The organism is Bradyrhizobium sp. SZCCHNRI1029 (assembly GCF_032487555.1).
Taxonomy (GTDB): Bacteria; Pseudomonadota; Alphaproteobacteria; order Rhizobiales; family Xanthobacteraceae; genus Bradyrhizobium.
The window spans coordinates 195,469-214,537 of sequence record NZ_JAUEUK010000008.1; the positions used below are offsets into that span (position 1 = coordinate 195,469).

At 65.7% G+C, this 19,069-nt stretch carries 20 protein-coding genes; 15 read left to right on the forward strand and 5 right to left on the reverse strand.

The window, feature by feature from the left end; genetic code table 11:
- Positions 1–3: 3 nt before the first annotated feature.
- The 11 genes from QW861_RS23060 to QW861_RS23110 all read left to right on the forward strand — a co-directional run bounded on the left by QW861_RS23060 (position 4) and on the right by QW861_RS23110 (position 10,435).
- Complete coding sequence (locus QW861_RS23060) at positions 4–1,659, forward strand: nitrite/sulfite reductase (protein WP_316193515.1); 1,656 nt, start codon at positions 4–6, stop codon at positions 1,657–1,659.
- Positions 1,646–2,164 (forward strand): DUF934 domain-containing protein, encoded by a 519-nt coding sequence (locus tag QW861_RS23065; RefSeq protein WP_315826005.1) that lies wholly within the window; start codon positions 1,646–1,648, stop codon positions 2,162–2,164. The genes QW861_RS23060 and QW861_RS23065 overlap by 14 nt, the downstream gene beginning before the upstream one ends.
- Positions 2,161–2,886, forward strand: coding sequence for a phosphoadenylyl-sulfate reductase (locus tag QW861_RS23070; RefSeq protein ID WP_316172646.1), 726 nt, complete (start codon positions 2,161–2,163; stop codon positions 2,884–2,886). The genes QW861_RS23065 and QW861_RS23070 overlap by 4 nt, the downstream gene beginning before the upstream one ends.
- A 211-nt stretch (positions 2,887–3,097) precedes the next feature.
- The gene (locus QW861_RS23075) at positions 3,098–4,090 is read left to right on the forward strand and encodes a sulfate ABC transporter substrate-binding protein (protein ID WP_316165795.1); all 993 of its coding nucleotides are present in this window, start codon (positions 3,098–3,100) and stop codon (positions 4,088–4,090) included.
- 207 nt (positions 4,091–4,297) lie between these two features.
- Positions 4,298–5,134, forward strand: a complete 837-nt coding sequence (cysT, locus tag QW861_RS23080; RefSeq protein WP_315713861.1) for a sulfate ABC transporter permease subunit CysT — start codon at positions 4,298–4,300, stop codon at positions 5,132–5,134.
- 8 nt (positions 5,135–5,142) lie between these two features.
- Positions 5,143–6,051 (forward strand): sulfate ABC transporter permease subunit CysW, encoded by a 909-nt coding sequence (cysW, locus tag QW861_RS23085; RefSeq protein ID WP_316165794.1) that lies wholly within the window; start codon positions 5,143–5,145, stop codon positions 6,049–6,051.
- The gene (locus QW861_RS23090; protein ID WP_316169490.1) at positions 6,041–7,078 is read left to right on the forward strand and encodes a sulfate ABC transporter ATP-binding protein; all 1,038 of its coding nucleotides are present in this window, start codon (positions 6,041–6,043) and stop codon (positions 7,076–7,078) included. Before cysW ends, QW861_RS23090 begins: the two co-directional genes overlap by 11 nt.
- 364 nt (positions 7,079–7,442) lie before the next feature.
- On the forward strand, positions 7,443–7,958 hold the full coding sequence (locus QW861_RS23095) for a CAP domain-containing protein (protein ID WP_315714371.1): 516 nt from the start codon (positions 7,443–7,445) through the stop codon (positions 7,956–7,958).
- A gap of 140 nt (positions 7,959–8,098) precedes the next feature.
- A complete protein-coding gene (locus tag QW861_RS23100; protein ID WP_316172644.1) occupies positions 8,099–9,274 on the forward strand; it encodes a patatin-like phospholipase family protein in 1,176 nt (391 codons plus the stop codon).
- A gap of 4 nt (positions 9,275–9,278) precedes the next feature.
- Complete coding sequence (locus tag QW861_RS23105) at positions 9,279–10,070, forward strand: 3-hydroxybutyrate dehydrogenase (protein WP_172134430.1); 792 nt, start codon at positions 9,279–9,281, stop codon at positions 10,068–10,070.
- A 113-nt stretch (positions 10,071–10,183) separates the two neighbouring features.
- On the forward strand, positions 10,184–10,435 hold the full coding sequence (locus QW861_RS23110; protein WP_315713865.1) for a SemiSWEET transporter: 252 nt from the start codon (positions 10,184–10,186) through the stop codon (positions 10,433–10,435).
- 14 nt (positions 10,436–10,449) lie between these two features.
- Here QW861_RS23110 and QW861_RS23115 read toward each other — a convergent pair whose 3' ends face one another.
- The 3 genes from QW861_RS23115 to QW861_RS23125 form a co-directional block, all read right to left on the reverse strand.
- Positions 10,450–11,109, reverse strand: a complete 660-nt coding sequence (locus QW861_RS23115) for a L,D-transpeptidase (RefSeq protein ID WP_316172643.1) — start codon at positions 11,107–11,109, stop codon at positions 10,450–10,452.
- Positions 11,110–11,284: 175 nt separating this feature from the next.
- Positions 11,285–12,661: a lipopolysaccharide biosynthesis protein gene (locus QW861_RS23120; protein WP_316172642.1), complete on the reverse strand. Its 1,377-nt coding sequence runs from the start codon at positions 12,659–12,661 to the stop codon at positions 11,285–11,287.
- 112 nt (positions 12,662–12,773) lie between these two features.
- Positions 12,774–13,613 (reverse strand): protein-disulfide reductase DsbD domain-containing protein, encoded by an 840-nt coding sequence (locus QW861_RS23125; RefSeq protein WP_316172641.1) that lies wholly within the window; start codon positions 13,611–13,613, stop codon positions 12,774–12,776.
- 136 nt (positions 13,614–13,749) lie between these two features.
- Here QW861_RS23125 and QW861_RS23130 point away from each other — a divergent pair, with 136 nt between their 5' ends.
- Positions 13,750–14,400, forward strand: coding sequence for a YqgE/AlgH family protein (locus QW861_RS23130; protein WP_316172640.1), 651 nt, complete (start codon positions 13,750–13,752; stop codon positions 14,398–14,400).
- A 238-nt stretch (positions 14,401–14,638) separates the two neighbouring features.
- Here the strand turns inward: QW861_RS23130 and QW861_RS23135 are convergent, their stop codons facing one another.
- Positions 14,639–15,526, reverse strand: coding sequence for a TauD/TfdA family dioxygenase (locus QW861_RS23135; protein WP_316172639.1), 888 nt, complete (start codon positions 15,524–15,526; stop codon positions 14,639–14,641).
- A 136-nt stretch (positions 15,527–15,662) separates the two neighbouring features.
- Positions 15,663–16,442, reverse strand: coding sequence for an SDR family NAD(P)-dependent oxidoreductase (locus QW861_RS23140; protein ID WP_315713872.1), 780 nt, complete (start codon positions 16,440–16,442; stop codon positions 15,663–15,665).
- 136 nt (positions 16,443–16,578) lie between these two features.
- Here QW861_RS23140 and QW861_RS23145 point away from each other — a divergent pair, with 136 nt between their 5' ends.
- From QW861_RS23145 to QW861_RS23155, 3 genes are all read left to right on the forward strand, one after another.
- Positions 16,579–17,721: a PQQ-dependent sugar dehydrogenase gene (locus QW861_RS23145; RefSeq protein WP_316193516.1), complete on the forward strand. Its 1,143-nt coding sequence runs from the start codon at positions 16,579–16,581 to the stop codon at positions 17,719–17,721.
- A 121-nt stretch (positions 17,722–17,842) separates the two neighbouring features.
- Positions 17,843–18,577 carry an SDR family oxidoreductase gene (locus tag QW861_RS23150; protein ID WP_315713874.1) on the forward strand — a complete coding sequence of 245 codons (735 nt, stop codon included), beginning with the start codon at positions 17,843–17,845 and terminating at the stop codon, positions 18,575–18,577.
- 74 nt (positions 18,578–18,651) lie between these two features.
- Positions 18,652–19,023: a CsbD family protein gene (locus QW861_RS23155; protein ID WP_315713875.1), complete on the forward strand. Its 372-nt coding sequence runs from the start codon at positions 18,652–18,654 to the stop codon at positions 19,021–19,023.
- The last annotated feature ends 46 nt before the right edge of the window (positions 19,024–19,069 follow it).

Genomic DNA, 19,069 nt, shown 5'->3' on the forward strand with positions numbered 1-19,069 from the left:
GTCATGTACGCTTATGACGAAATCGACCGCACCTTGGTCAACGAGCGCGTCGCCGAATTCCGCGACCAGGTGAAGCGGCGCCTGTCGGGCGAATTGTCCGAGGACGAGTTCAAGATGCTGCGGCTGCAGAACGGCGTCTATCTGCAGCTCCACGCCTACATGTATCGCATCGCGATCCCCTACGGCACGCTGGCGTCGAACCAGCTCCGCCGGCTGGCCCATGTCGCGCGCCGCTACGACCGCGGCTACGGTCACTTCACGACGCGGCAGAACATCCAGTTCAACTGGATCAAGCTCGCCGAGCTGCCGGATGCGATGGCCGACCTCGCCGAGGTCGGCATCCAGTCGATGCAGACCTCCGGCAACAACATGCGCAACGTCACCTCGGATCAGTGGGCGGGCGTCGCGCCGGGCGAGGTCGAGGATCCCAGGATCTGGGCGGAGCTGCTGCGCCAGTTCACGACGCTTCACCCGGAATTCTCGTTCCTGCCGCGCAAGTTCAAGATCGCGATCACGGCGTCCGACCACGACCGCGCCGCGATCAAGATCCATGACATCGGCCTGCGTCTCAAGAAGAACGAGCAGGGCGAAACCGGCTTCGAGGTGCTGGTCGGCGGCGGCCTCGGCCGCACGCCGTTCATCGCCAAGACCATCAAGCCGTTCGTCCACGGCCACGACATCCTCAGCTATGTCGAGGCGATCCTGCGCGTCTACAACCAGTACGGCCGCCGCGACAACATCTACAAGGCGCGCATCAAGATCCTGGTGCATGAGCTCGGCATCGAGAAGTTCGCCGCCGAGGTCGAGGAGGAGTGGCAGCAGATCCGCGACGGCGTGCTCAAGCTCGATCAGGGGATCATCGAGGACATCCGCTCGCGCTTCTTCTATCCGGCCTACGAGACGCTGCCGCACATGCCGGAGGAGCTGAAGCAGGCGGCGCACGATCCGAAGTTCGAGGCCTGGCGCAAGAACTCGGTCTTCCCGCACAAGGTGCAGGGCTATGCCATCGTGACCGTGTCGCTGAAGCCCATAGGCAAGCCGCCTGGCGATGCGACCGCCGACCAGATGGATGCGCTGGCCGACATCGCCGACAAATACTCGTTCGGCGAGATCCGCGTCGGGCATGAGCAGAACCTGGCGCTGCCGCACGTCCGCAAGCGCGACCTGCCGGCGGTGTGGAAGGCGCTCGAGGCCATTGGCCTCGCGATTCCCAACGTCAACCTCGTGTCCGACATCATCGCCTGTCCGGGCCTGGACTACTGCTCACTGGCGAACGCGCGCTCGATCCCGATCGCGCAGGAGATCACGCGCCGCTTCGCCAATCACGACACGGCGAACCTGATCGGCCGGCTGCACATCAACATCTCCGGCTGCATCAATGCCTGTGGCCACCATCACGTCGGTCACATCGGCATCCTCGGCGTCGAAAAGAACAACGAGGAATTCTATCAGATCACGATCGGCGGCCGCGCCGACGAGGACGCCGTGCTCGGCACCCTGATCGGACCCGCGGTGCCCTATGCCGAAGTTGCCGATGTCGTCGAGGACATCGTCGAAGCCTATCTTGCGCTGCGCGCGAGCCCTGAGGAGCTGTTCGTCGACACGGTGAAGCGGCTCGGGGTCGAACCATTCAGGGAGCGGGTCTATGCCACTCGTTAAGGGCGGACACATCATCGCGGACACGTTCGTCCGCCTCACCGACGATGCCGAGCTGCCGGCGCAGGGCGCGATCCTCGTCTCGGAGACGCGCTTCCTCGCCGGCCCCGACGCGCTGGTCGGCCGCGCCACCGGCAAGCTCGGCGTGATCTGGCCGAACAATCGCGACGTCGACGATCTCGTGCCGTATCTCGATCGGCTCGCGCTGGTCGCGCTGGTGTTTCCGAGTTTTCGCGACGGCCGCGCTTATACCCAGGCGCGCCTGTTGCGCGAGCGCCATGGCTTCCGCGGCGAGCTGCGCGCGACCGGGCAGGTGCTGCGTGACCAGTTCGTGTTCATGCTGCGCGCCGGCTTCGACGCCTTCGAGGTCAAGAAGCAGGCGGATGCCGAGGCCTTCACCGAGACCGTGAAGCGCTATTCGGTGTTCTACCAGCCGACCGGCGACGGCCGGATCTCGGCGCTGCATCAGCGCCTGCAACTGCGCCATTCGGAGAGTGCCGGGCTGTGAGCACGCTGGCTGCATCGCCTTCCGTTGCGGAGATCCCGGTCGCGGCGCTCGACGCCGCGCTGCGCACCGCCGCGCCGCATGAGGTCATTGCCGCTGCTCTCGCGGCGATCGGTCGCGAGCGGCTGGCGGTGGTGTCGTCGTTTGGAACGGAGTCGGCCGCGCTCCTGAAGGTGACGTCCGATGTCGATCCGGCGATCCCGGTGATCTTCCTCGACACCGGGCACATGTTCGCGGAGACGCTGGCCTATCGCGACCGGCTCATCGAGATCCTCGGCCTGCAAGACGTGCGCTCGATGAAGCCGGACGCCGCCACGCTCGAGCGCGAGGACGCCGGCAACGATCTGTGGTTCTCCGATCCCGACGCCTGCTGCCGCATCCGCAAAGTCGAGCCGCTGGCACGCGCGCTGGCGCCGTTCGCCGCCTGGATCAATGGCCGCAAGCGTTTCCAGGGCGGCTTGCGGGCGGCGATCCGGGTCGTCGAGCAGGACGGCGTGCGGGTGAAATTCAATCCGTTCGCCAACGTGACCCGCGAGGAGATCGCGGCGATCTACCGCTCTGCCAATCTGCCGCAGCATCCGCTGGTCGCCGCCGGCTTCCGTTCGATCGGATGCATGCCCTGCACAAGCCGCGCCGACTCCGGCGAGGACGAGCGGGCCGGCCGTTGGCGCGGTCGCGACAAGACCGAATGCGGCATCCACACGGTCGCGACCTCGACGGTGTAGTTCGAAACTCACCGGCCGGCTGACCTGGCAGCCCATGACGACATTGTGCCGCGGCAAGAACAGCTATCCCAACGCCGAGCGCTTCGTAGCAAAATGCCTATGTCCGGCCGGAAACAAGAAAATCCGGTTCCGTTGACTCCGACGTGAACATTTGGCGATCTGCAGTGCGCGCCTGCAACATTGCGGGCGGTGAATGGAACGGAGAGCTTGGATGAAGATGCGACGTCTTCTGGCAGCGGTCGCAGGCCTGGCATGGGCAGGATCGGCCCATGCCGCGGACATCAGTCTGCTCAACGTCTCCTATGACCCGACCCGCGAGCTCTACGTCGAGTTCAACAAGGCGTTTTCAGCCGCGTATCAGAAGGAGACCGGCAAGAGCGTCGAGGTCAAGCAGTCGCATGGCGGCTCCGGCGCGCAGGCCCGCAGCGTCATCGACGGGCTGCAGGCCGACGTCGTGACCCTGGCGCTCGCCTATGACATCGACGCGATCGCGGGCAAGGGTCTGCTCGACAAGGATTGGCAAAAGCGACTGCCGCAGAATGCCTCGCCCTACACCTCGACCATCGTTTTCCTGGTGCGCAAAGGCAATCCCAAGGGCATCAAGGACTGGGACGACCTGCTCAAGAAGGGCGTCGACGTCATCACGCCCAATCCGAAGACATCCGGCGGCGCGCGCTGGAACTATCTGGCCGCCTGGGGCTATGCGCTGAAGAAGTTCGGCTCGGCCGACAAGGCCAAGCAGTTCGTCGGCGACCTCTATCAGCACGTCCCTGTGCTCGACACCGGCGCCCGCGGCGCCACCGTGACCTTCGTGGAGCGCGGTGTCGGCGACGTCCTGCTCGCCTGGGAGAACGAGGCGCATCTGGCCCTGCGTGAGTTCGGCAAGGACAAGTTCGAGATCGTCGCGCCGCAGCTGTCGATCCTGGCCGAACCGCCAGTTGCGGTGGTCGACTCGGTGGCCGACAAAAAGGGCACGCGAAGTGTGGCTGAATCCTACCTGAAATACTGGTATACAAAGGAAGGTCAGGAAATTGCCGCACGCAACTCCTACCGTCCGCGTGATCCAGAGGTGGCCAAGAAGTACGAGGCTGCCTTCGCCAAGGTCGAGCTGTTCACCATCGACGAGGTGTTCGGCGGCTGGACCAAGGCCCAGAAGGACCATTTTGCGGAAGGCGGAATCTTCGATCAAATCTACAAGAATTGATCGAATCAGAAGGAACAAGTTGGTGACCGCCGATCTGATACGGCTTCGAGACAACAAGGCAAGAAGCTGGCGTTGCGGCGATCTGCGATATCGCGCATGAGACGCGGTCCCCGGTCTCGATTGCCGAGACGAGGCTGGGGGCGGCGGGCGGACACCACGATCGATTCAAGCCCATCGACACCGATCATCAACGGACCAGGCCTTTTTTTGAACGTACTTGCACCACGTCGCAGCACCTTGCCAGGCTTTGGTCTCACCATGGGGCTGACGCTGACCTGGCTGTCGCTGATCGTCCTGATTCCACTGGCGGGACTGTTCGTTCGCTCGACTGATCTCAGCCTGGAGCAGTTCTGGGGCATCGTCACCAGCCGTCGCACCTTGAGCGCGCTGAAGATCTCGTTCGGGCTCGCTTTCGCCGCCGCCTGCGTCAATCTGGTGATGGGCACCATTGTCGTCTGGGCGCTGGTGCGCTACCGCTTTCCCGGCCGCCGCCTGTTCGACGCCATCGTCGACGTGCCGTTCGCGCTGCCGACGGCAGTGGCGGGCGTGGCGTTGACGGCGCTGTTCGCACAGAAGGGCTGGCTCGGCGCGCCGCTCGCCGCAATGGGCATCAAGGTGGCGTTCACGCCGCTCGGCATCTTCGTTGCGATGATCTTCATCGGCATCCCCTTTGTCGTCCGCACCGTGCAGCCGGTGCTGATCGATCTCGATCCGGAGATCGAGGAGGCGGCAGCGAGCCTCGGCGCCGGCCGCTGGCAGATCGTGGCCCGCGTGATCCTGCCGAGCCTGACGCCGGCGCTGCTCACCGGCTTCGCACTCGCCTTTGCGCGCGCGGTCGGCGAGTACGGATCGGTGATCTTCATCGCCGGCAATTTGCCGAACGTCTCCGAGATCGCGCCGCTGCTGATCGTGATCCGGCTGTCCGAATTCCGCTACGCCGATGCCACCGCGATCGCGGTGGTGATGCTGGTCGTGGCGTTCCTGATCATCTTTGCCGTGAACCGGTTGCAGCGCTGGGCGCAGAGCCGGGCGCCCTTGAACTAGGACCCGACATGAGCGTGGAGATGACCCTGCAGGCGCCATCCGTGGCATCGTCCGCGGCCAGCCCGCACGTCGCGCAGGCCGGCCGTCCCGATCCGCGCACCGAGCCGCGCCTTGTCCGCATCGTCATCACGACGCTGGCGTTGGCGTTCCTGTCGGTGTTCGTGGTGCTGCCGCTGATCGTCGTGTTCGTGGAAGCGTTCGGCAAGGGCATCGCGGCCTATTTCACCGCGCTTGCCGACGCCGAGGCGTGGGCCGCGATCCGCCTGACGCTGCTGGTGGCGCTGGTCTCGGTCGGAACCAATCTCGTGTTCGGCCTGTGCGCCGCCTGGGCGATCGCCAAGTTCGACTTTCCGGGCAAGACGTTCCTGATCACCCTGATCGATCTGCCGTTCTCGGTGAGCCCGGTGATATCGGGCCTCGTGTTCGTGCTGCTGTTCGGCGCGCAGGGGTTCTTCGGTCCGTGGATGCAGAGCCATGGCCTGCAGATATTGTTCGCCTTTCCCGGCATTGCGCTGGCGACCGTGTTCGTGACCTTCCCGTTCGTGGCGCGCGCGCTGATCCCGCTGATGCAGGAGCAGGGCACGCAGGAGGAGGAGGCGGCGATCTCGCTCGGCGCGTCCGGCCTGCAGACGTTCTTCCGCGTCACCCTGCCGAACATCAAATGGGGCGTGCTGTATGGCGTGCTGCTCTGCAACGCGCGCGCGATGGGCGAGTTCGGCGCCGTCTCGGTCGTGTCCGGCCATATCCGCGGCGAGACCAATACGATGCCGCTGCTGGTCGAGATCCTCTACAACGAATACCAGATGGTCGCCTCGTTCGCGATCGCCTCGCTCTTGGCGATGCTCGCGCTGATCACGCTGGTCGTCAAAACCGTCCTCGAACGGCAACTCGATGAGGGAGGTCCGCGTGACCATTGAAGTCAGGGGTGTCGTCAAGACGTTCGGAACGTTCAAGGCGCTCGACGGCGTCGATCTCAAGGTCGCCGACGGCGAATTGCTGGCGCTGCTGGGCCCGTCCGGGTCGGGCAAGACGACCTTGCTGCGGATCATCGCCGGGCTGGAGTGGCCCGATTCCGGCGAGATCCTGTTCGACGGCGAGAGCGCGCTCGATCGCGGCGCGCGCGAGCGTCACGTCGGCTTCGTGTTTCAGCACTACGCGCTGTTCCGGCACATGAACGTGTTCGAGAACGTCGCCTTTGGCCTGCGCGTGCAGCCGCGCCGCATCCGCAAGAGCGAGGCTGAGATCCGCGCGCGCGTGAAGGAGCTGCTCGACCTCGTCCAGCTCGACTGGCTCGCCGATCGCTATCCGAGCCAGCTCTCCGGCGGCCAGCGCCAGCGCATCGCGCTGGCGCGCGCGCTCGCCATCCAGCCGCGCATCCTCCTGCTCGACGAGCCGTTCGGCGCGCTCGACGCCAAGGTGCGCAAGGAGCTGCGGCAATGGCTGCGCACCCTGCATCACTCGATCAACGTCACCTCGATCTTCGTGACGCATGATCAGGAGGAGGCACTCGAGGTCGCGCACCGCGTCGTGGTGATGGACAAGGGCCGCATCGAGCAGGTCGGCTCGCCGAGCGACGTCTATGACAGCCCGGCGACCGCGTTCGTGCACGGCTTCATCGGCGAGTCGATCATGCTGCCGGTCGAGATCGCCAGCGGCGCGGTACATCTCAACGGGCGGCCGCTGGACCTGGCTGCGGAGGGCGTGGCCGCGGGCGCCTCGACCTTGTTCGTGCGCCGGCACGACATGCTGATCGGCCCCGCGGACAGCGGCACGCTGCACGGCGCCGTCACCCACGTCCGCAGCTTCGGCCCGGTGCAGCGCGCCGAGATCGCGCTGACTGAAGGCTCGACCATCGAGATCGACGCCCCCCGCGACCGCGAGCTCCGGATCGGCGACCGCATCGGCCTGAAGCCGCGGCATTATCGGATTTTCGCGGCCGGGTAGGGGCTGCTCGGGCTCGTCCCGGCTCTCTGCCAAACATGCGGTGTCGTCCCGGACAAGCCCGGCAACGCGAAAGCGTTGGCGGGCGCTGATCCGGGACCCATGCGCCGTGAAGCTTGCTTGAGGCACGCCGGAGCGGCATCGGGTCTCACCACGACCGCTGCGGAGTATGGATCCCGGCTCAAGGCCGGGACGACAGCGAGGGCGTCGTTCCGTTCCTGGCTTGACCGAACTGCTCCTATGGTTGACGAACGGTTGCCGGCAGGAATGGCCGCAATTGTCGCGACGGAACTTACCGCCGATTCACCTTTCAGCCACGGTTGATGTGCAACAACCCGCCTCTCGCATCGGCATAGGGATTGGTTCATTGAAGCGTCTGGCTCTCGCTCTCTCCATTGCATTCCTGCTCGCCGGCTGTGCGGCCGAGACGCCGGTCGTGCAGGCGCCGACCATGTATGCCGATATGGCGGTCGCGGGCGCCAAGCTCGATGCGGTGGCTGCGGCGACGATGATCTCGCAATACCGCCAGAACAACGGGCTCGGCACGGTCGAGGTCGACCCCGAGCTGATGCGGCTGGCGGAATCGCAGTCGCAGGCGATGGCCGACAAGAACAAGCTCGATCATGACGTGCGCGCCCCGCTGGCGAAGCGCCTGACGGGTGCCGGCTATGACGCTGTCGTCGCGGTCGAGAACGTGTCGGCCGGCTATCACACGCTGGCGGAAGCGTTTTCCGGCTGGCGTGACTCGCCGCCGCATCGCGCCAACATGCTCAAGAGCGGTGTCACAAAAATAGGCATCGCAGCGAGCTATGCTCCGAACACCAAGTACAAAGTGTTCTGGACCATGATCCTGGCCGCGCCGGACGGCAAGAAGCCCTCCTGACAGGCTGGGCTGCCGCCGCCCTGCGCAGGCCGCGTGCGCATGGCTCGCGCGCGAGTCAGGCCGGCCTAGCCCTTGGGGTGGATTGACGTCACCGCGAAGTGACGCCACGGTGGCGCCTTGCTTTGCTAATGACCGCGGTAATGACGCAACATCCATTTCCCCCGCTGCCTGCAACCCCCGCCGAATCGCAACGCGTGCTCGTCCTGCAGGGCGGCGGCGCGCTCGGCTCCTATCAGGCCGGCGCCTATCAGGCACTGTGCCATTTCGATTTCGAACCGGAATGGGTCGCCGGTATCTCGATCGGCGCCATCAATGCCGCGATCATCGCCGGCAACGACCGGGAGAAACGCATTGGCCGTCTCAAGGAATTTTGGGAGATGGTGTCGTCGCCGGTGCCGTGGAAGCCGCTGCTCAATGGCGATCATCACCGCTCGGCCTTCAACGAAGTCAGCGCCGGGCTGATCGCGGCGTTCGGCGTGCCCGGCTTCTTCACGCCGCGCTTCCCACCGGCGCCGCTGTGGCCGTCAGGCACGCTGCAATCGGTCAGCTATTACGACACCGCGCCGCTCAAGCGGACCCTGGAACGGCTGGTCGATTTCGACCGCATCAACGATCTGAAGACGCGGCTCTCCGTCGGAGCCGTCGGCGTCACCACCGGCAACTTCACCTATTTCGACAATGTCGAATTCAGGAAGCAGGGCAAGCGGATCGGGCCCGAGCACATCATGGCGTCGGGCGCGCTGCCGCCCGGCTTCCCGCCGGTCGAGATCGACGGCGAGCACTATTGGGACGGCGGCATCGCCTCCAACACGCCGCTGGACTACGTGCTCGATACCGAGACCGATCGTGATCTGCTGATCTTCCAGGTCGATCTGTTCTCCGCGCGCGGCGATCTGCCGCGGACGCTGCTGGAGGCCGCCGAGCGCGAGAAGGACATCCGCTATTCCAGCCGGACGCGGATGAACACCGACAAGAACCGCATGATCCACAACACGCGCAAGGCGCTGCGCGAGCTCTATGCCAAGCTGCCCGACGAGCTGCGCAACGATCCCTCGCTCGAGGTCCTGTGCAAGGCGGCGCAGGAAAACACCGTCACGGTGGTGCACCTGATCTATCGCAGCAAGAACTACGAGACGTCCTCCAAGGACTACGATTTTTCCCATGTCGCGATGGTCGAGCATTGGGAGGCGGGCGTGCGCGATGTCCACCAGTCGATGCGCCACAAGGACTGGCTGGAGCGGCCGCAGTCCGGCGAGACCATGGTCACCTACGATCTCACGCAGGACGGCAGTCTCGCTGCCGCCAAGAAGGAGTGAAGCAATGACGACGAATCTGAAGGGCAAGACCGCGGTCGTGACCGGCTCGACCAGCGGCATCGGGCTGGCCTATGCGCGCGCCTTCGCGTCCGCCGGCGCGAACATCGTGCTCAACGGTTTCGGCGCGCCAGCCGACATCGAGAAGGAGCGTGCGGCGATCGAGAGCGACTTCAAGGTCAAGGCCGTGCACTCGCCGGCCGACATGAGCAAGCCGGCCGAGATCGCCGGCATGATCGCGCTCGGCGAGACCACGTTCGGCTCGGTCGACATCCTCGTCAACAATGCCGGCATCCAGTTCGTCTCGCCGGTCGAAGACTTTCCGCCGGAGAAGTGGGAGCAGATCATCGCGATCAACCTGTCGTCCGCGTTCTACGGCATCCGCGCCGCGGTGCCCGGCATGAAGAAGCGCGGCTGGGGCCGCATCATCAACACGGCGTCCGCGCATTCGCTGGTCGCCTCGCCGTTCAAGTCGGCCTATGTCTCGGCCAAGCACGGCATCGCCGGCCTCACCAAGACCGTGGCGCTCGAGCTCGCGACCTTCAAGATCACCTGCAACTGCATCTCGCCGGGCTATGTGTGGACGCCGCTGGTCGAGAAGCAGATTCCCGATACGATGAAGGCGCGCAACCTCACCAAGGAACAGGTCATCAACGACGTGCTGCTCGCGGCGCAGCCGACCAAGGAGTTCGTGACCTCCGAGCAGGTCGCGGCGCTGGCGCTGTTCCTGTGCGGCGACGATGCGGCGCAGATCACCGGCACCAACCTCTCGATCGACGGCGGTTGGACGGCGGCGTAACGATCGCAGGGAGCGCTGAACAAGGCACCAGTTTCGCGCCGAGGCGGGTTTCGCTTCGGCGCGGTCCATTCTACAAGCGTGCGTTTCCACGACCAGCGCACGGATCCTCCACCTTGCTGACCACCATCATCGGCCTCGGCGCCGCCATCTGCACCACGAGCTCGTTCCTGCCGCAGGTCATCAAGGCCTGGCGGTCGCGCTCGACCCATGACATCTCGATGGGCATGTTCGTTCTGCAGACCACCGGCAACTCGATGTGGCTGCTCTACGGCGCGTTGATCAGCGACCTGCCGCTGGTCGTCGCCAACGCGATCACGCTCGGCCTGGTGGCGGCGATCCTCGGCCTGAAGCTGCGCTACGGCTAGGAAACCTCAGCCGATCAGCTGCGGCGGGCGAACACGTTCGCGGTGGTGGACGCGACGCTCTGGCCCGGCGGCAGCACGACCACGGTCGATCCGAGCTGGACGTGGTTGTAGAGGTCGGCGACGTCGGTATTGGTCATGCGGATGCAGCCTGACGAGATCGCCTGGCCGATATATTCGGGCTGGTTGGTGCCGTGGATGCGGTACAGGGTGTCCTTGTTGCCCTCGTACAGATAGATGGCGCGGGCGCCGAGCGGATTCGCCGGGCCGCCGGCGACGCGCTTCGGATACGGCCCGAGGCGCGCCTGGATGTCGGCGGTGGGAACCCAGTCCGGCCATTCCGCGAGCTTGCCGACGGTGGCGACGCCGGAGAAGGCCATCGCCTCTTCGCCGACGGCGACGCCGTAGCGGATCGCCTTGCGGTCGGGCAGCACGTAGTACAGGAAGCGCGCATCGGTATCGACGACGATCGTGCCCGGCTGTTCCTGCCGGGTGTAGTCGACGATGTGGCGCTGGAACTGTTGCGGGATCTGCGCCTCGACATAGGGCGCGTGCGCCAGCAACTGACGGTCGCGGGGCGTCAACGCCGCGTCTGACGTCGGCGACAGCGTCGCTTCCATGCAGCCGGCCAGCATCACGGTTCCGGCCAGCGATAGTGCGACCCCCAGTCTCGACATCTCATTCTCCCCCAGCGCGCATTCAAATCATGTGCCCGGAGGATCGCGCCAATATCAAGGCGTTGCACCCAACACTTGCGTGATCGCCGGGCGAGACGAGACGTGGCGGCACGACGCTCGCAGTTCCGCCAAGGCGAGGCCAAGATGACGCAACAGATGCGTCAATATGGTTTCCTCAAGATGCCTTGCCGAAGGCGAGGACATGCAGCCCGAGCCGCTGCTTGACGATCCGGAACAGCAGCACGGTCTCGAAGGCCAGCGACAGCGAGGTCGCCGCCGCGGCGCCGTGGCCGCCGAACTGCGGCACCAGCAGGATGCAGAGCACGAGGTTCATGACGAAGGCCGCCGCATAGGCCATGGCGCAGGCGCGCTGCTGGCCCAGCATGTTGAGCAGCCGCTCCACCGGTCCGATCGCGGCGCGTACGACGAGCCCGATTGCGGCGATGAACATGATGTCGTAGCCGGCGGTGAACTGCGCGCCGAACAGAAACAGCAGCGGCTTGCCGAGCGCGAGCAGCACCAGCGTCGCCGCGAGCGAGGGCCAGAACGTCCACTTGATCGCATGCGCGACATAGGCCGACAGCCGCGCCTTGTCGCCGAGCGCGTGGTATTCGGCGAAGCGATGCGCCGTCGTCGCCGACATCGCGTAGTGGATGAACGACACCAGCGCGAGCGTCTTCACCACCGCGAAATAGATGCCGACCTCCTCGGAAGAGCGGAATTGCTGCAGCACCAGCACGTCGGTGTAGGACAGCAGCAGATAGAAGCTCTCGACCATGAGGATCGGCAGCGAGATCGCGAGCCAGCCGCGGAGATCATATTGTTTGGGACCTGGCTCGACGTGGCCGCGGAGCCGGTTGTTCAGCACCAGCATCTGGCCGAGCATCGCAAGCCACACCGCGGCCGCGCTCGCGGCCATCGCAGCGGTGGCGCCGAGATCGAGGCCGAGCACGAAGGCGCCCGCCGTGAAGCCGATGATCAGCGTCTGGCGGATGATGAATTGCGGCATCAGGCCGAGCGTCATCCAGTCGTGCGAGCGGGCGATGCCGTCCTGGGTGTTGGCGACGACGAAGGCTGGCAAGGTGAGGCAGCCGATGTAGAGCGGCATGCGCTCGCCGGCGTCGATCCAGGGCGACAGCAGCGCGATCAGGCCGGCGAGCAGCAGCGCCGCAGCGGTGGACGTCGCCAGCGTCAGCCAGCGTCCGCCGGAGAGGAAGCCGCGCAGCAGCGCCTGCTGGCCCGCGGTGCGGTAGTCCGGAATGATCTTCTGCGCCGAGGAGGCGATGCCGACATCCAGCATGCTGCCGAGCAGCAGCACCCAGGTCCAGACATAGACATAGGTGCCGTAGTCCGAGCCGCCCATCCAGCGCGCGAGCAGGATCTGGCTGAGATAGGCGAGGCCCGCGCTGAGCACGCGGATCAGGAAGATGGTGCCGGCCAGGCGGCGCGTCAGCGATGCCTCGCCGCTGCCGCCGAGCGCGGCCAGGCGCGCCTTCAGGCGGGCCGCGAGGCCGGTCGATGCGGGGGCGTTGCGGGCATCCATCACGGCCACGGCGGGGTCCGGCTCCACGGCCGCGCGGATGGCGGCGATGGTGCTTCCCTATCAACGCAACGTTAAGATTGAGTTGGGCCGGCGCCGCGTCGGTCGCGCGGCGCTACAGCCGTCACGGCAGAGTGAAGTTGAACTCGTAAGACTTGTCGGGGCCGACCAGCGTGAATTTCAGGGCCGCGCCGTCCGGCTTCACGCCCGGCGGAACGCCGTCGAACTCGAAGGCGAAGCGCTTGATGCCCGGCATGCCGCTGTCGCGCACGGTCGGGATCGGCAGTGCCCAGTCAGGCGTCGGCCCCTCGACATAGAGCTGGACGCCGCGCGGATCGGCGACGGCGACGTCGACGACGACGTCCTTCGGGCCGTCGCGCTTGACGTCGCGGATCGTCAAGGGGATGGCGTCGCCGACAGTGGCCGGCTTCGGCACCGTGTCGAGGGCCGCCGAGAGCGCCGTATCCTCGGTGCTGGCGACGCTGGTGAAGGCGAGCTCGGCCTTTGCCTCGACGGGAATGCAGATCTTCTCGCAGACCGCGTAGCTGACGTCGGCGCGCAAGGTCATCGGCTTGTCGGGGTTCTTGGCGACGATGCGCAGCGGCAGCACGACCTGATCATGATAGCCGAGCGAGTGCCCGCCGGCGCCGTCGTCGAACTTTGTCGGCGCGGGCCACAGAACCGTCACCGCTTCGACGTTCTCCGACTTGGAAAAGTCGAACCGCGGCGGCACGCCTGAATCGCCGGGCGTTCGCCAATAGGTCTTCCATCCCGGCTGCAGCGCGAAGGCGATGCCGCCCAGCATGACCGGACCGCTGCGCGAGCCCGCGAGCAGGCGCACCGCGGAGTGGCTGTCGCGCTGCCAGGGCGAGGAATCCTGCGCCTGCGCGCCGAACGCAAGGCAGGATGATACGACGGTCGCGACGAGCAGTGTGGCAGAGTGGTGAGGAACCAAGGCGGACATGAGACGTCTTTAGAGTGCGGTTCGGGCGCAAACCATTGAAATGCTTGTGAGCAGATTTCCTCGCGAGGACCTGAACCTTGATTGACAGATGCGCATCCCAATATCAGGATATCGATGATCATGAGAGTCCTTGCGGATGAATCCTGAGGCAAAAAGGCTGAGCGACATTCGCCGCAAAGTGACAGGGATCGGGGATCACACCTCTCACGGTGGTTACCTCGACGGTCAGCTGCTGGTTGCGATGCCCGTGATGGGCGATTCCCGTTTCGAGCGCTCGGTGATCTATCTCTGCGCGCATTCGGCCGAGGGCGCCATGGGTATCATGGTGAACCGGCCGGCGGGCAGCATCGACTTCCCTCAGCTCCTGATGCAACTGAATATCATCGAGAAGAGCGATCAGATCAGCCTGCCCGACAGCGCCGAGACGATGAAGGTGCTGAGCGGCGGCCCGGTCGATACCGGGCGCGGCTTCGTGCTGCATTCGAGCGACTACTTCATCGCCAACGCGACCTTGAAGATCAACGACGGCGTCTGCCTGACGACGACGATCGACATCCTCAAGGCGATCGCCAAGGGCGACGGTCCGAAGCACGCCATCCTCGCCCTCGGCTATGCCGGCTGGCGCGCCGGCCAGTTGGAGGAAGAGATCCAGGACAATGGCTGGCTGCATTGCGACGCCGATCCGGAGCTGATCTTCGGCGACAATGTCGACGCCAAATACGATCTTGCGCTGCGCAAGATCGGCATCGATCCCGGCATGCTGTCCAACGCCGCCGGGCACGCATAGGCCTTATTGTCCGGTTGGAGCCCCCGCGCTCGCTGGGATCAGAGAAGGCTTAATGGGGCGCTCTGCCTCTCCGCCGTCATTGCGAGCGCAGCGACTTGTCCGCCGAAGCTTTGAGAGCGTAGGCGGAAGCAATCCAGAATGTCCCCCCGCGGATGCAGTCTGGATTGCTTCGTCGCTTCGCTCCTCGCAATGACGACATGGAGAGGGATGAGGCCGCGCATCTCTGCTGAAGGCAGAACTATTCCGCCGCCTGCTGCGCGACCGTCGGTTCGGTGCCGGCCACCGTGGCGCGGCGCATGTCGCGCGGTTGCGACTGATCGTAGCGGCGCACGCGATGCATGGTCTGCCTGTTGTCCCACATGATCAGGTCGTGCAGCGTCCATTTGTGGACGTAGACGAACTCGGGCTGGGTGGCATGCTCGGTGAGGTCGCGCAGCAGCAGCCGGCCTTCCGGCATGCTCATACCGATGATGGCGCCGGCATGCGATGACAGATAGAGCGACTTGCGGCCATGGGCAGGATGAATGCGGACCAGCCGCTGCCTGACCGGTTTGAACATCTCCTTCTCCTCGTCGGTGTAGTCGAGGAAGCCGAGCGCGCCGCGCGAATACATCAGCGAATGTTCGCAGACGAGATCCTCGATCTCGGCCTTGGTCTCCCGGTCGAGCGCGTCATAGGCGGCGCGCATGTCGGCGAATTCGGTGTTGCCGCCCTTCGGGTTCACGATCCGCGCCGAGAGGATCGAGTATTTCGCCGGGATCGGCCGGAACGAGCTGTCGGAGTGCCACAGGCAGTTGCCGAGATTGAACAGATGCGTGCGATGGTCTGATGGCAGCGGCTTGCCATCCTTGCCGAGATTGGAGACGTCGTTGAGGCCGGTGGTGAGGCGGTAATCCTCCTTCTTGGTGACGGTGCCGCCGCGCGCCTGCTCGCGGTCGCCGAAGCTGAGCGCGAAGGCGAGCTGCTGCTCGTCGGTGACGTCCTGATCGTGAAATACGAGAACGGCGTAGTGATCGATCGCGGCCTGCAACTGCGCGACCTCGTCCCGAGCGAGAGGCTTTCGCAGATCGACACCGGATACTTCGCCGACGAAATGCCGATGCAACTGCCGGATGGCGATCGCCATGGTCTCCTCCTCGCGTCCTCATCAGGGCGGACTCCTGTCCGCTTCTTCTGATGGAAGAGGCTACGCCGGCGATGCGCGAAGTCAACGCAAGGCGCGGATCGCCGACCGCACGGCTGTCATGCCGGCGCGTCAGACGTCATGCATTGCGGGCCATCAGCCCGCCGTCCACGGGGATCACCGCTCCGGTGAGGAACGAGGCCGCCGGCAGGCACAGGCTCAAGGTCATGTGCGCGACTTCTTCGGGATCGCCGTAGCGGCCAAGCGCGGTGCGGCGCCGTGCGTAGACCGCCTTCTGCTCATCTGGAATGCGCGCGGTCATCGCCGTGGTGATCGGGCCCGGACAGATGCAGTTCACTGTGATGCGATCGCGGCCGAGCTCAACCGCGAGCGAGCGCGTCAATCCGGTCACCCCGGCCTTTGCAGCCGAATAGGCGCTGTGCCGCGCGGTTGCGCCGAGCGCCTCGGTCGAAGCGATGTTGACGATGCGCGGGCTGTTCGAGCGGCGCAGATGCGGCAGCGCGGCACGGATGACGCGCTGCTGCGCCGTCAGCATGATGGCAAGCCCTCTTGCCCAGGCCTCGTCGTAGGCTTCGTCGTCGATCGCGACATGCACCGAGATGCCGGCATTGTTGACGATGACGTCGAGCCCGCCGAAATGCGTCGCAGCATCGCCGACGACGGCCGCGATGGCGTTGCGGTCGACGAGGTCGAGCCGCCAGGCGCGCGCCGTTCCGCCGCTGGCCTCGATGTCTGCCGCCACCGCGCGGGCCGCGTCCTCATCGACATCGGTGACTGCGACCCTGGCGCCTTCATCGGCGAACACGCGCGCGGTCGCGCGCCCCATCCCCGACGCGGCGCCGGTGATCAGGACGGTCAATCCCTTGACCGAGCGGCTGAGTTGCCTGTGCTGGTGCATATTTGCGGCTCACGGAAAAATGCGGATCGCATGCTCGCCGTCGGGATTATCACTGATCGGACGCATTCGGTAGGCACCGATCCGGCATGGCCGAATTCTCGTTGCCGACGACACGGATCAACAAACCGGAGTGATCATGGTGCTCTCCACGACCTTCATGCGCTTGGCATTGGTGATGGGACTCGTTGCGACCACGGCCGCGCGAGCCGATAGCATCAATGCCGGCGATCGCAAGGCAAGCGCCGTGCGCCCGTTCGAGGCGCGGAGCGTTGCCGAGTTCGATACGCCCTGGGCCATCGCCTTCCTGCCGGATGGGCGGATGCTGGTCACGGAGAAGCCGGGCCGGATCTTTCTCGTCACGCAAGGTGGGCAGAAGATCCAGATCGGCAACGTGCCCGCCGTCGCGGCGCGCGGACAGAACGGCCTCCTGGACATTGCGGTGTCGCCGAGCTTCGCGACGACGTCGCAGATCTATCTCACCTACACCGAGCCGGGCAGCGAGGGCAGCCGGCTCGTCCTGACCCGTGCCGTGTTGTCGGTTTCGAATGACAACGCCACGCTGACCGACCCCACCGTCATCTGGCGCCAGACGCCCGCCGGCGGCGGCGGGCAGCCCGGCGGCATCATCGCGTTCGATCCGTCGGGAACGCATCTGTTCCTGACCGTCGGCGACCGCATGCAGCCGAACAGCGCCCAGGATCCACGGCAGGCGCGCGGCAAGGTGCTCAGGCTCGATCTCGACGGCGCGACTCCGTCGGACAATCCCATGGCCGAGGACAAGGGCGTGCCGGCCCAGACGTGGACCACCGGCCACCGCAATCCCTACGGGCTCGCCTTCGCATCAGATGGCAAGCTCTGGCTGCACGAGATGGGACCGCGCGGCGGCGACGAACTGAACCTGATCGAGCCGGGCAAGAACTACGGCTGGCCGCTGGTGTCGAACGGCGACAATTACAACGGCACGCCGATCCCGCGGCATGCGACGCGGCCCGACCTCGCGCCGCCGCCGCTCTATTGGGATCCTGTGATCGCGCCGGCCGGCCTGGTCTTCTATGATGGTCCGATGTTTCCGCAATGGAAGGGATCGGCGCTGATCGGAGGCTTGCGGGTGCACGCGCTGGTCCGCGTTGCCTTCCGGACCGATGGTCAGCCTGACGAGGCCGAGCGCTGGGACATGGGCGAGCGCATCCGCGACGTCGCCGTGGCGCCGGACGGCGCCGTCTGGGTCATCGAGGACGACTCGCCCGGCCGCCTGCTGCGGCTGACACCGATGAAGTAGCTGCGCAGCAGCATTGATGCGAAGGCGCCGATGCCGGGGTCGCCACAGCCCGCGATGCCGTTGACAGGGCCTGCGCCGATCCCCACACCATCCGACAAACAACAAGAGAAGGAGTGGGGAGATGAACGCGCTCGATTTCACGGGACGCTCGGTGCTGGTGATCGGCGGATCGAGCGGCATCGGCAACGGCATCGCGCAGGCGTTTCGCGCGCAGGGCGCGCGCGTCGACGTCAGCGGCACGCGGGCGAGCGCCGCCGATTATGCCGAAGGTGAGGGCTCCGATCTCGCAGGGGTGAACTACCATCAGCTCGATGTGAGCGATCCCGGCGCGATCGAGAGCTTCGCGCCGCGGCTCGATCGGCTCGATGTGCTGGTGCTGGCGCAGGGCGCGGTATTGTACCGGCGCGGCGAATTCGCCATGGAGGGCTTTCGCAAGGTGGTCGAGGTCAACCTCATCAGCCTGATGGCCTGTGCGACGAAATTTCACGGCCTGCTGCGCGATGCCAGGGGCGCGCTCATCATTGTCTCGTCGACCGCGGCCTATCATTCGACCATGGGCAATCCGGCCTACAACGCCTCGAAAACCGGCGCGATGGGATTGACGCGAACCCTGGCCGAGGCGTGGGCGGAAGACGGCATCCGCGTCAACGGGATCGCGCCCGGGCTCGTCGACACCAAGATGACCAAGGTGACGACCGCCAATCCGAAGCGCCTCGAGGGCGCGCTGCAGCGCATTCCGCTGCGGCGGCTGGGGACGCCGCAGGACATGGCCGGTGCGGCGCTGTTCCTGGCCTCGCCGCTGTCGTCCTACATCATCGGCCAGACCCTCGTCGTCGACGGCGGCCTGATTTTGTAGTCGTCCGGAACCTGCGCCGTGCTGGCCGGTTAGCAGGCCAGCAATCCCGCACAATGCAGAGAAGGAGAGCGGCAATGGATCAGGATCGGCTGACCGGTACGGCCAAGGATGTCGCAGGCAAGATCGAAGGCGGCGTCGGCGAGATGTTGGGCGACAAGAGCACGCAGGCGTCGGGGCGTGCGCGCGAGGCCTCGGGCGTCGTGCAGAACATGTATGGCCAGGCCAAGGACGCGGCGCGCGAGGCCGGCGATGCGGCGATGGATTTCGCCAAGGATACGTTCGGCAACGGCTCCGAGACGCTGCGTGACGGCACGCAGGCGCTGACCAAGCGGGTTCAGGACAATCCGATGGGCGCGCTGCTGGTCGCCGGCGGCATCGGCTTCCTGCTGGCGATGCTGATGCGCTCGCCGAGCCGGCCGCAGCCGCCGCAGCGCTGGCGCTACTGAGCCTGCAAAGACCCGCTGACGATCAGATGACAATCAGCCCGCATTC

What these genes read in the sequence shown, in the direction of transcription:
- QW861_RS23060 (WP_316193515.1), top strand. Translation starts at nt 4, where the DNA reads ATGTACGCTTATGACGAAATCGACCGCACCTTGGTCAACGAGCGCGTC.
- QW861_RS23065 (WP_315826005.1), top strand. Translation starts at nt 1,646, where the DNA reads ATGCCACTCGTTAAGGGCGGACACATCATCGCGGACACGTTCGTCCGC.
- QW861_RS23075 (WP_316165795.1), top strand. Translation starts at nt 3,098, where the DNA reads ATGAAGATGCGACGTCTTCTGGCAGCGGTCGCAGGCCTGGCATGGGCA.
- cysW (WP_316165794.1), top strand. Translation starts at nt 5,143, where the DNA reads ATGAGCGTGGAGATGACCCTGCAGGCGCCATCCGTGGCATCGTCCGCG.
- QW861_RS23100 (WP_316172644.1), top strand. Translation starts at nt 8,099, where the DNA reads ATGACGCAACATCCATTTCCCCCGCTGCCTGCAACCCCCGCCGAATCG.
- QW861_RS23105 (WP_172134430.1), top strand. Translation starts at nt 9,279, where the DNA reads ATGACGACGAATCTGAAGGGCAAGACCGCGGTCGTGACCGGCTCGACC.
- QW861_RS23115 (WP_316172643.1), bottom strand. Translation starts at nt 11,109, where the DNA reads ATGTCGAGACTGGGGGTCGCACTATCGCTGGCCGGAACCGTGATGCTG.
- QW861_RS23125 (WP_316172641.1), bottom strand. Translation starts at nt 13,613, where the DNA reads ATGTCCGCCTTGGTTCCTCACCACTCTGCCACACTGCTCGTCGCGACC.
- QW861_RS23130 (WP_316172640.1), top strand. Translation starts at nt 13,750, where the DNA reads ATGAATCCTGAGGCAAAAAGGCTGAGCGACATTCGCCGCAAAGTGACA.
- QW861_RS23135 (WP_316172639.1), bottom strand. Translation starts at nt 15,526, where the DNA reads ATGGCGATCGCCATCCGGCAGTTGCATCGGCATTTCGTCGGCGAAGTA.
- QW861_RS23140 (WP_315713872.1), bottom strand. Translation starts at nt 16,442, where the DNA reads ATGCACCAGCACAGGCAACTCAGCCGCTCGGTCAAGGGATTGACCGTC.
- QW861_RS23145 (WP_316193516.1), top strand. Translation starts at nt 16,579, where the DNA reads ATGGTGCTCTCCACGACCTTCATGCGCTTGGCATTGGTGATGGGACTC.
- QW861_RS23150 (WP_315713874.1), top strand. Translation starts at nt 17,843, where the DNA reads ATGAACGCGCTCGATTTCACGGGACGCTCGGTGCTGGTGATCGGCGGA.
- QW861_RS23155 (WP_315713875.1), top strand. Translation starts at nt 18,652, where the DNA reads ATGGATCAGGATCGGCTGACCGGTACGGCCAAGGATGTCGCAGGCAAG.